The sequence below is a fragment of the Pseudomonas sp. NPDC086566 genome (assembly GCF_050280885.1).
GTDB lineage: Bacteria > Pseudomonadota > Gammaproteobacteria > Pseudomonadales > Pseudomonadaceae > Aquipseudomonas > Aquipseudomonas vlassakiae.
Map to the genome: position 1 here is coordinate 92848 of NZ_JBNNWD010000001.1, position 11008 is coordinate 103855.

9 protein-coding genes are annotated in these 11008 nt (G+C 64.4%); 3 read left to right on the forward strand and 6 right to left on the reverse strand.

Annotated features, from left to right (window positions below; translation table 11 throughout):
• Positions 1–55: 55 nt before the first annotated feature.
• Positions 56–763, forward strand: a complete 708-nt coding sequence (locus ACQKPS_RS00460) for a LexA family transcriptional regulator (protein WP_254480633.1) — start codon at positions 56–58, stop codon at positions 761–763.
• Between the two features lie 33 nt (positions 764–796).
• On the opposite strand, the gene ACQKPS_RS00465 is transcribed toward ACQKPS_RS00460, so the two are convergent.
• From ACQKPS_RS00465 to ACQKPS_RS00480, 4 genes are read right to left on the reverse strand one after another with little or no spacing between them, the layout of a single operon-like run.
• The gene (locus ACQKPS_RS00465) at positions 797–2749 is read right to left on the reverse strand and encodes an acetyl/propionyl/methylcrotonyl-CoA carboxylase subunit alpha (RefSeq protein WP_427602091.1); all 1953 of its coding nucleotides are present in this window, start codon (positions 2747–2749) and stop codon (positions 797–799) included.
• Entirely contained in the window at positions 2746–3561 is an 816-nt protein-coding gene (locus ACQKPS_RS00470) for a gamma-carboxygeranoyl-CoA hydratase (protein ID WP_283724042.1), read from the reverse strand. The genes ACQKPS_RS00465 and ACQKPS_RS00470 overlap by 4 nt, the downstream gene beginning before the upstream one ends.
• A 3-nt stretch (positions 3562–3564) precedes the next feature.
• Positions 3565–5172 (reverse strand): carboxyl transferase domain-containing protein, encoded by a 1608-nt coding sequence (locus ACQKPS_RS00475; RefSeq protein WP_054886279.1) that lies wholly within the window; start codon positions 5170–5172, stop codon positions 3565–3567.
• Positions 5173–5191: 19 nt separating this feature from the next.
• A complete protein-coding gene (locus tag ACQKPS_RS00480; protein ID WP_254480629.1) occupies positions 5192–6355 on the reverse strand; it encodes an isovaleryl-CoA dehydrogenase in 1164 nt (387 codons plus the stop codon).
• A 237-nt stretch (positions 6356–6592) separates the two neighbouring features.
• Here ACQKPS_RS00480 and ACQKPS_RS00485 point away from each other — a divergent pair, with 237 nt between their 5' ends.
• The gene (locus ACQKPS_RS00485; protein WP_254480628.1) at positions 6593–8275 is read left to right on the forward strand and encodes an AMP-binding protein; all 1683 of its coding nucleotides are present in this window, start codon (positions 6593–6595) and stop codon (positions 8273–8275) included.
• Positions 8276–8329: 54 nt separating this feature from the next.
• Here ACQKPS_RS00485 and ACQKPS_RS00490 read toward each other — a convergent pair whose 3' ends face one another.
• Positions 8330–8566, reverse strand: coding sequence for a hypothetical protein (locus ACQKPS_RS00490; protein ID WP_254480627.1), 237 nt, complete (start codon positions 8564–8566; stop codon positions 8330–8332).
• Positions 8567–8662: 96 nt separating this feature from the next.
• Positions 8663–8824, reverse strand: coding sequence for a hypothetical protein (locus tag ACQKPS_RS00495; protein WP_254480626.1), 162 nt, complete (start codon positions 8822–8824; stop codon positions 8663–8665).
• A 152-nt stretch (positions 8825–8976) separates the two neighbouring features.
• On the opposite strand from ACQKPS_RS00495, the gene ACQKPS_RS00500 reads away from it, so the two are divergent.
• Positions 8977–10995: an alpha-1,4-glucan--maltose-1-phosphate maltosyltransferase gene (locus ACQKPS_RS00500; protein ID WP_427602095.1), complete on the forward strand. Its 2019-nt coding sequence runs from the start codon at positions 8977–8979 to the stop codon at positions 10993–10995.
• Positions 10996–11008: the final 13 nt, after the last annotated feature.

Here is an 11008-nt window from a genome sequence, read left to right on the forward strand (position 1 = left end):
TCTGCCTCAGTTTAATACCTCGGGTATTTATGTGCTTTTCTAGAAATAATACTGAATGTTTATTGAGCGCCAGAAGGCAGTCCGTATCGTGCCAGCGATGAATATGGATAAATGGATTGCCCTCGTCCGTGACCGGATGGAGGAGCTGAAGCTCACTCAGGAGCAGCTTGCCGAGCGCGTTGGCGTGTCTCAAGGCAGCGTGGGGCATTGGGTGAACAAGCGGCGCCAGCCGAAGATCGAGTCGATGAACCGCACGTTCGTCGAGATTGGCATGCCTCACTACAGCGTCAGCCTGCAGTTGCGCATTCAGGGGCAAGTGGGTGAGGAGCGCGGCATCTACGAGGTGGATGACGACGATGACGAACTTGACCTCATGCAATACATCGTGTGCTTTCGCTACCCGGTGCTGGCTTGGGATGAGCTTGGAACTGCAGAGATGGCCGAGCCCGGCGTGTTCGAGCAGACGGATTACCTGGCACAGGGCAAGGCGTTCTGGTTGACCGTTGAAAACGACACGATGAGTTCAGCCAGTGGCCGCAGCGTGCCCCAGGGCATGCGGATACTGGTGGATCCGGGGCTGGAGGTGGAGCCGGGGCGGTTGGTCATTGCCCGGCAGCCCGGTAAGACGGCGATTCTGCGTGAGCTGACAGAGGAAGGTGGGCAGCGGTATCTGAAGGCGCTGAACCGCAGTTACCCGACGCTGGTGTGTGAAGAGGGCTGCGAGTTTCTCGGCGTGGTCGTGCGGGTCCACGGCGTCTTCTAGCGTGTTGGGGCTGCCCAGCAGCCCCTGTATGCGTCACTCAGCCAGTTCGACCAGCACCGTCCCTTCGCTGACCATATCCCCTTCCTGGCAGAACAGCGCCTTCACCGTCCCGCCATGGGGCGCACGAATGCTGTGCTCCATCTTCATGGCTTCGAGCACCACCAGCGCAGTCCCAGCCTCGACCACCTGCCCAGGCTGCACCAGGACCCGCACGATGCTGCCGTTCATGGGCGCCCCGAGCCCGCCCTGATGGCTGTGGCTGGCCGCGGCCTCGGCGACCGGGTCGAAGGCTTCGACGGCATGCATCTCGCCCTCCCAGCGCAGGAACAGCATGCCACCGCGACGTACCGCCAGATAGCGACGACGGATGCCGTCTGCGTCATGGCCCAGCTGTTCGCCCTCCAGCTGCCAGGTCGACGCGGCACTGCACTCCAGGGCAACCGCCTGGTTTTCACCGCCACTGACCAGATGCAGGCTGCTGCGCGCCGGCAGCCCCAGGCGCAGGCCATTGCGTTCGGCCCACGGAGAACGCGCATCGTCGGCCCGCTGATGCGGTGGCTGGCCTTGCAGCCAGGCTTGTGCCGCGGCCTCCCAGAAGCCCGCAGGCAGTGCCTGTGGTGCCGGCAACAGAGCCTCCTGATGGCGTGGAATGAACCCCGTATCCAGTTCTGCTGCAGCAAACGCCGGGTGAGCAAGGATGCGGCGCAGGAAGGAGATATTGGTCTTCAGCCCGCCGATGGCGAACTCGTCAAGCATGGCCAGCAAGCGCAGGCGCGCCTGCTCGCGGTCCTGGCCCCAGGCGATCAGCTTGCCCAGCATCGGGTCGTAGAAAGGTGACACCACGTCGCCTTCGCTGACCCCGCTGTCCACCCGGCGGCCTTCGCCCGGTGCCGATTCGCGGTACAGCGTGAGCGTGCCGGTGGCTGGCAAAAATTCATTGGCCGGGTCCTCGGCATATAACCGCACCTCGATGGCATGGCCAATCAGCGGCACCTGTGCCTGGGTGATCGGCAGCGGCTCGCCGCAGGCCACGCGAATCTGCCAGGCCACCAGGTCGAGGCCAGTGATGGCTTCGGTGACCGGGTGCTCGACCTGCAGTCGGGTGTTCATCTCCATGAAGAAGAACTCGCCACGTGCGTCCAGCAGAAATTCGACGGTGCCAGCACCGACATAACCGATGGCCTGCGCCGCGCGTACCGCCGCTTCACCCATGGCCTGGCGCAGTTCGGCGGACAGGCCCGGCGCCGGGGCTTCCTCAACCACCTTTTGATGCCGACGCTGGATCGAGCAGTCACGCTCGTTGAGGTACAGGCAGTTGCCGTGCTGGTCGGCGAACACCTGGATTTCCACATGGCGTGGCTTGAGCACGTACTTCTCCACCAGCATGCGCGCATCGCCAAAGGACGACTGTGCCTCGCGCTGGGCCGAGGCCAGGGCGTCGGCCAGCTGGCTTTCGTCCTCGACCACTTTCATGCCCTTGCCACCACCACCGGCACTGGCCTTGAGCAGCACCGGGTAGCCAATGCGCTCGGCGGCGGCGCGGAAGGTGTCCAGGTCCTGGGCTTCGCCGTGGTAACCGGGCACCAGTGGCACCCCGGCCTCTTCCATCAAGGCCTTGGCCGCCGACTTGCTGCCCATGGCATCGATGGCGCTGGCCGGTGGCCCGAGGAAGATCAGCCCGGCCTGTTCGATGGCGCGGGCAAAGCCGGCATTTTCGGACAGGAAGCCATAGCCCGGGTGGATGGCCTGGGCGCCGCTGGCCTTTGCCGCAGCGAGAATCTTGTCGATCACCAGGTAGCTGTCGGCGGCCTTGCTGCCGCCCAGGTCGACGCGAATATCCGCTTCGCGGCTGTGGCGGGCGTCACGGTCGGTGGCGCTGTGCACGGCGACCGTGGTCAGGCCCATGGCCTTGGCGGTGCGCATGACCCGGCAGGCGATCTCGCCACGGTTGGCGACCAGCAGGGTGGTCAAAGCGGGGCGGCTCATGGGCGCGGCTCCTTCTTGTCGTCGGTTTGCCAGGCGGGGCGGCGTTTTTCCAGGAAGGCGCGCAGGCCCTCCTGGCCTTCGGCGCTGACGCGGATGCGGGCGATGGTGTTTTCGCAGTAGCGGCGCAGGGCCGGGCTGAGTTCGCCGTCGTCCACCTCGCGCAGCAGGTCCTTGGTGGCGCGCAGCGCTTGCGGGCTGTTCTGCAGCATATTGTTCACCCAGGCTTCGACCTGGGCGTCCAGCTCACTGGCCGGGTACACCTCGGCCAGCAGGCCCAGCTCGCGGGCGCGCACGCCGCTGAAACGCTCGGCGGTGAGGGCATAGCGGCGTGCGGCGCGTTCGCCGATGGCCTTGACCACGAACGGGCTGATCACCGCCGGGGCCAGGCCGATGCGCACTTCCGACAGGCACAGCTGGGCATCTTCGGCGCCAATGGCCATGTCGCAGCAGCTGATCAGGCCCAGCGCGCCGCCGAAGGCCGCGCCTTGCACCACGGCCAGGGTCGGTGCCTTGAGGCGGTGCAGGGCGTACATCAGCTCACCGAGCTCGCGGGCGTCATCGAGGTTGGTGTTGAAGTCCAGCTGCGCCGATTGCTGCATCCAGGCCAGGTCGGCGCCGGCGCTGAAGTGCCGGCCGCGGCCGCGCAGCAGCAGGAAGCGCAGGCTGGCGTCCTCGGCCAGCTGGTCGAGGGCCACGATCAGCTCGCGGATCATCAGCGCGTTGAAGGCGTTGTTCTTGTCCTCGCGGCTCAGCCACAGGGTGGCGAAGCCGCGAGGGTCGCGGATCACTTCGAGGGTGCTGAAATCGCTCATGGGTCACATCCGGAAAATGCCGAAGCGGCTCTGTTCGATCGGGGCGTTCAGCGCGGCTGACAACGCCAGGCCCAGCACGTCGCGGGTTTGCGCGGGGTCGATGACACCGTCGTCCCACAGGCGGGCGCTGGAGTAGTAGGGATGACCCTGATGCTCGTACTGGTCGAGGATCGGCTGCTTGAGCCTGGCCTCGTCCTCGGCGCTGAAGGCCTGGCCGCTGCGTTCGCTCTGCTCGCGCTTGACCTGGGCCAATACCCCTGCAGCCTGCTCGGCACCCATCACGCCGATGCGCGCGTTGGGCCACATCCACAGGAAGCGCGGGTCGTAGGCGCGGCCGCACATGCCGTAGTTGCCAGCACCGAAGCTGCCGCCGATGATCACCGTGAACTTCGGCACCTGGGCGCAGGCCACGGCGGTGACTAGCTTGGCGCCGTGCTTGGCGATGCCACCTTCCTCGTATTTCTTGCCGACCATGAAGCCGGTGATGTTCTGCAGGAACAGTAGCGGGATGCCGCGCTGGCAGGCCAGTTCGATGAAGTGCGCGCCTTTTTGCGCGGCTTCGGCGAAGAGAATGCCGTTGTTGGCCAGGATCGCCACAGGGTAGCCATGCAGGTGGGCGAAACCGCACACCAGGGTGGTGCCGAACAGGGCCTTGAACTCATCGAACACCGAACCATCGACCAGCCGTGCGATCACTTCGCGCACGTCGAACGGCTGCTTGGCATCGGCCGGGACCACCCCATACAGCTCGTCGGCGGCATACAGGGGGGCCACCGGCGCTTGGCATTGCAGCTTGCCGAGCTTGTGCCAGTTGAGGTTGGCCACGCTGCGCCGGGCGATGGCCAGGGCGTGTTCGTCGTTGTCGGCGTAGTGGTCGGCAACGCCGCTGGTGCGGCAATGCACATCGGCGCCACCGAGGTCTTCGGCGCTGACCACTTCACCGGTGGCGGCTTTCACCAAGGGCGGCCCGGCGAGGAAAATGGTCGCCTGCTGGCGCACCATGATCGCTTCGTCGGCCATGGCCGGCACATAGGCGCCGCCTGCCGTGCACGAGCCCATCACCACGGCGATCTGTGGGATGCCCAAGGCGCTCATGTTGGCCTGGTTGAAGAAGATCCGCCCGAAATGTTCACGGTCGGGGAACACCTCGTCCTGGCGCGGCAGGTTGGCGCCACCGGAGTCCACCAGGTAGATGCACGGCAGGCGGTTCTGCAGGGCAATGGTCTGCGCGCGCAAATGCTTCTTCACCGTCAGCGGGTAGTAGGAACCGCCTTTGACTGTGGCGTCATTGGCCACGATCATGCATTCCACGCCTTCGACGCGGCCGATGCCGGCGATCACGCCTGCGGCCGGCACGTCTTCGCCGTATACCTCATGGGCTGCCAGCTGGCCGATCTCGAGAAACGGCGAGCCCGGGTCGAGCAGCCGGTCGATGCGCTCGCGCGGCAGCAGCTTGCCGCGCGAGGTATGCCGCTCCTGGGCCTTGGGCCCGCCGCCCTGTGCCACCTGGGCGAGCAGGCCGCGCAGGGCCTGGACCTGTTCGAGCATGGCCGCGCGATTGCCGGCGAACTCCGCCGAACGCGGGTTGATCTGGGTGTGCAAGGTAGCCATGTGCGCCCGTCCCTTGTGCTCAGCGGGTTTCGTTGAACAGTTCGCGGCCGATCAGCATCCGGCGGATTTCGCTGGTGCCGGCACCGATTTCGTACAGCTTGGCGTCGCGCAGCAGGCGGCCAGCCGGGAATTCGTTGATGTAGCCGTTGCCGCCGAGAATCTGGATCGCTTCCAGGGCCATCTGCGTGGCGCGTTCGGCGGTGTAGAGGATCACCCCGGCGGCGTCCTTGCGGGTGGTCTCGCCACGGTCGCAGGCTTGGGCAACGGCATACAGGTAGGCGCGGCTGGCGTTTAGCTGGGTGTACATGTCGGCGATCTTGCCCTGGATCAGCTGGAACTCGCCGATGCTCTGGCCGAACTGCTTGCGGTCGTGGATGTACGGTACCACCAGGTCCATGCAGCTTTGCATGATGCCGGTCGGGCCACCGGACAGCACCACGCGCTCGTAGTCCAGGCCGCTCATCAGCACGCGCACGCCGCCGTTGAGCTGGCCGAGGATGTTTTCTTCCGGCACTTCGACGCCGTCGAAGAACAGCTCGCAGGTGTTGGAACCACGCATGCCCAGCTTGTCGAACTTGTTGCTGCGGCTGAAGCCTTTCCAGTCACGTTCGACGATGAACGCGGTGATGCCGTGGGGGCCCTTGTCCAGGTCGGTCTTGGCATAGATCACGTAGGTGTTGGCGTCAGGGCCGTTGGTGATCCAGGTCTTGCTGCCGTTGAGCACATAGTGGTCGCCGCGCTTTTCGGCGCGCAGTTTCATCGATACCACGTCGGAACCGGCGTTGGGTTCGCTCATGGCCAGGGCGCCGATGTGCTCGCCGCTGATCAGCTTGGGCAGGTATTTGAGCTTCTGCTCGTGGGTGCCGTTGCGGTTGATCTGGTTGACGCAGAGGTTGGAGTGGGCACCGTAGGAAAGGGCGACCGAAGCCGAACCGCGGCTGATCTCTTCCATCGACACCACGTGGGCCAGGTAGCCCAGGCCGGCGCCGCCGTATTCTTCCGGCACGGTGATGCCCAGCAGGCCCATGTCGCCGAACTTGCGCCACATGTCGGCAGGGAACAGGTTGTCGTGGTCTATCTGCGCAGCGCGCGGGGCCAGTTCGGCGGCAACGAAGGTGCGCACCTGGTCGCGGAGCATGTCGATGGTTTCGCCCAGGGCGAAGTTCAGGGAGGGGTAATGCATGCTGGGGCACCTTGTTGTTCTTGAAATTGGGTTACACCGTAGCCGAGGATCTGGCGCCGCTCCCACAGGGTTCGGTGTCAAGCCGGGGCAGGTGTCGTTCATCACCTTTACGTTAACGTAAACCTCCCATTCGGTCACTGTCAATCCGCTCGTCACCTTTACGTAAACGTAAATCTGCGCCAGAGTATGCCCAGCTCGTTTCAGTCGTGCCCAGAACAACCACAAGAAGGGACACCCATGAGTCAACCAAGCTACACCCGCGGCCGCCAGGACCAGCCCCTGCTGACCCTGACCATCGGCCAGGCGTTCGATGCCACCGTGGCCCGTTGCGCCGACAGCGAAGCGCTGGTGGTGCGCCACCAGGGCCTGCGCTACAGCTGGCGGCAGCTGGCCGAACAGGTCGACACCCATGCCCGCGCGCTGATGGCCCTGGGCTTGAACACTGGCGACCGGGTCGGCATCTGGTCGCCCAACTGCGCCCAGTGGTGCATCTTGCAACTGGCCAGCGCCAAGGTCGGCGCGATTCTGGTCAACATCAACCCGGCCTATCGCGTGGGGGAACTGGAGTACGTCCTACGCCAGTCTGGCTGCCGTTGGCTGGTGTGTGCCGATGCGTTCAAGACGTCTGATTACCATGCCATGGTCGAAGAACTGGTACCGGAGCTGGCGACCGCGCGCCTTGGCGAACTGGCCAGTGAACGCTTGCCCGAACTGCGCGGGGTGATCAGCCTGGCGGCCAACCCGCCCAGCGGCTTCCTGCCCTGGCAAGCGCTGGCCGAGCGGGCAGCGCAAACGCTGGTGGAAGCCTACGTGGCTCGCCAGCACAGCCTGCAGTTCGACCAGCCAGTGAATATCCAGTACACCTCCGGCACCACCGGTGCGCCCAAAGGTGCCACGCTCAGCCACTACAACATCCTCAACAACGGCTTCATGGTCGGTGAAAGCCTCGGCCTGACCGAGCGTGACCGCATGGTGATCCCGGTGCCGCTGTACCACTGCTTCGGCATGGTCATGGCCAACCTCGGCTGCATCACCCACGGCAGTACCATGGTCTACCCCAACGACGCCTTCGACGCCGAACTTACCTTGCGCGCCGTCGCCGAAGAACGTGCCAGCATCCTGTATGGCGTGCCAACCATGTTCATCGCCATGCTCGATCACCCGCTGCGCACGCAACTGGACCTGTCGACCCTGCGCAGCGGCATCATGGCCGGCGCCACCTGCCCGATCGAGGTGATGCGCCGGGTCATCGAGCATCTGCACATGGCCGAAGTGCAGATCGCCTACGGCATGACCGAAACCAGCCCGGTGTCCTTGCAAACCGGCCCGGACGATGAGCTGGAACTGCGCGTGACCACGGTTGGCCGCACGCAGCCGCAGCTGGAGACCAAGCTGGTGGACGCCGATGGCTGCATCGTCGCCCGGGGTGAGATCGGTGAGCTTTGCACCCGCGGCTACAGTGTGATGCTTGGCTACTGGGGCAACCCCGAGGCCACGACGGAGGCCATCGACCCTGCTGGCTGGATGCATTCGGGTGACCTGGCGGTGATGGATGAGCACGGGTATGTGCGCATTGTCGGGCGCAACAAGGACATGATCATTCGCGGTGGCGAGAACATCTACCCGCGCGAGCTGGAGGAGTTTTTCTACACCCACCCGGCAGTGGCCGACGCGCAGGTGGTGGGCATTCCGTGCAACCGCTATGGCGAAGAGATCGTGGCCTGGATCAAGCTGCATCCAGGGCACAGCGCCACGGCCGAGGAACTGCAGGACTGGTGCAAGGCACGCATTGCGCACTTCAAGGTGCCACGGTATTTCCGCTTCGTTGACGAGTTTCCGATGACGGTGACGGGGAAGGTGCAGAAATTCCGCATGCGGGAAATCAGCATGGCGGAAATTGCAGCTGTATCTGCAGGCTGATGTATTGACTCAACTGGCCCTTTCGCGGGCTTGCCCGGGAAAGGGCCGGAAGAGTCAGCTCAGATCCATTGCCTTGCATAGCCCGGCAGCAAGCTCGGCAACGGTCCGGTAATCACGGCGCAGGTGCACGCCGTAACGTGCCTCCAGCCCCATCAGCGCGAACTCGCATTTATCGCTGTCCTGATGCGCGAGCCAAGTCCCCAGCCACGGGTCGACCACCCCGGCATCCTGCAAGTAGTCGATCACTTGCCGCTCGAATTCCATACGCAGCCAACGGGTCGCGATATGCACGATAGGGGGCTCCTTGGCATGAACAGGGAGCCCTAATTTGCGCCACCGCCGGTAAACCGCGCTACTGGCAAAAATATCAGTGCCTGTCGTCTACCCTTAAGCCTTCACCGGTGGTTCATCGCTCGGCGGGTCTCCCACCGTCGGCGGCATGGTCGGCTTGATCGGCAGCTCGTCCGGGTCTTTCTCCGGCACGGGCGGCGGCAGGCTCGGGTCGTCGATATTGGGGTCGGGTGTTTCCGGTGGAATGGGGATGTTCATGGCCTGGCTCGTGTAGATGCGCGTGGGTGGAATTGAAGTGGTCCTGCAGGCTCTGACCGCTGGCAGCTGCCATTCGCTCCAATTTTTTTGAACCCCAGGACGTGCGCCCGGCTCTGAACCCTTACCGCCACCAGCCTGAGGGAGCAAGGTCGATGTCACGCAACGAGCCCTTTGAAAGTGCGCCCACGGCGAATGATCACCCGGACCAGGCCATCAGCCTGTCCCAGGCGCTACTGGCGCCACGCATCGTCATCGAAGACACCCAGCCTGTGCTCGACGCCGGCAGCTTCGCGGCCAAGGCTATCAGCGGCCAGCCCGTGGCGGTCAGCAGCAAGGTCTATACCGATGGCCATGACCGCATGGCTGTGGTGCTGACCTGGCGCCAGGTGCAGAGCCGTCGGGTGCACTGCGTGCCGATGCAGTCGCCGGGCAACGACCTGTGGCTGGCCGAGTTCACGCCCACGGAGATCGGCCCGCACGTGTTCAGCATCGAGGCCTGGATCGACCCGTTCGCCACCTATTGCCATGATCTGGAGAAGAAGTACCACGCCGGCGTCGACGTCAAGCTGGAGCTCGAAGAAGGCCGGCTGATGCTTGGCAAAGGCATCGAACTCAGTGAAGGCGTGCTTCGCGACGAACTGCAACGCTTGCAGCGGCAATTGGCCGAGCTGCACACCGATGATCAGGTCGCACTGCTGCTGGGCGCCGAAGCGTCGCGGCTGATGGCCGAAGCCGAGCACCGTAGCTACCTGACCCGCAGCATCGAATACCCACTGGACGTCGACCGGCCTGCGGCGCAGTTCGCCAGTTGGTACGAACTGTTCCCGCGTTCGATCACCGACAGCCCGGAGCGCCACGGTACCTTCAACGACGTGCACCAGCGCCTGCCGATGATTCGCGACATGGGCTTTGATGTGCTGTATTTTCCACCGATCCACCCCATCGGCAGCAAGCACCGCAAAGGCCGCAACAATGCCCTGCAGGCCGAGCCCGGTGACCCGGGCAGCCCCTATGCCATCGGCAGCCCGGACGGCGGCCACGACGCGATCCATCCGCAGCTGGGCAGCCGTGACGACTTCCGCCGCCTGGTGTCTGCCGCCGCCCAGCATGGCCTGGAGATCGCCCTCGACTTTGCCATCCAGTGCTCCCAGGACCACCCGTGGCTCACCGAGCACCCAGGCTGGTTCAGCTGGCGGCCGGACGGCACCATTCGCTACGCGGAAAACCCGCCAAAGAAATACCAGGACATCGTCAACGTCGATTTCTATGCGCCCGACGCGGTACCCAGCTTGTGGCTGGCCCTGCGTGACGTGATCATTGGCTGGGTCGAGGAGGGGGTGAAGACCTTCCGTGTCGATAACCCGCACACCAAACCGTTGCCCTTCTGGCAATGGCTGATCGCCAATGTGCGTGCTCAGTACCCCGACGTGATCTTCCTCGCCGAAGCCTTTACCAAGCCCGCGATGATGGCGCGCCTGGGCAAGGTCGGGTACGCCCAGAGCTATACCTACTTCACCTGGCGCAACACCAAGCAAGAGTTGCGCGAGTATTTCGAACAGCTTAACCAGCCGCCGTGGAGCCAATGCTACCGGCCGAATTTCTTCGTCAACACGCCGGACATAAACCCGTACTTCCTGCAGCATAACGGCCGCGCCGGTTTCCTCATCCGGGCGGCGCTGGCGACCATGGGCTCGGGGCTGTGGGGCATGTACAGCGGCTTCGAGCTGTGCGAAAGCGCGGCGCTGCCGGGCAAGGAGGAATACCTGGATTCGGAGAAATACGAAATCCGCCCCCGGGACTTCACCCAGCCTGGCAACATCATTGCCGAGATCGCCCAGCTCAATCGCATCCGTCGCCAGAACCCTGCACTGCAGACACACCTTGGGGTGGCGTTCTTCAACTGCTGGAACGACAACATCCTGTACTTCGCCAAACGCACGCCAGCGCGCGACAACTTCATCCTGGTCGCGGTGAGCCTCGATCCGCACAACGCCCAGGAGGCACATTTCGAATTGCCGCTGTGGGAACTGGGCCTGGATGACAATGCCGAAACCCATGGCGAAGACCTGATGACCGGCCATCGCTGGTCCTGGTACGGCAAGACCCAGTGGATGCGCATCGAACCCTGGAACCTGCCGTTCGGCATCTGGCGCATCAGCAAGGCCCGATAGGGCAAGGAGTCGC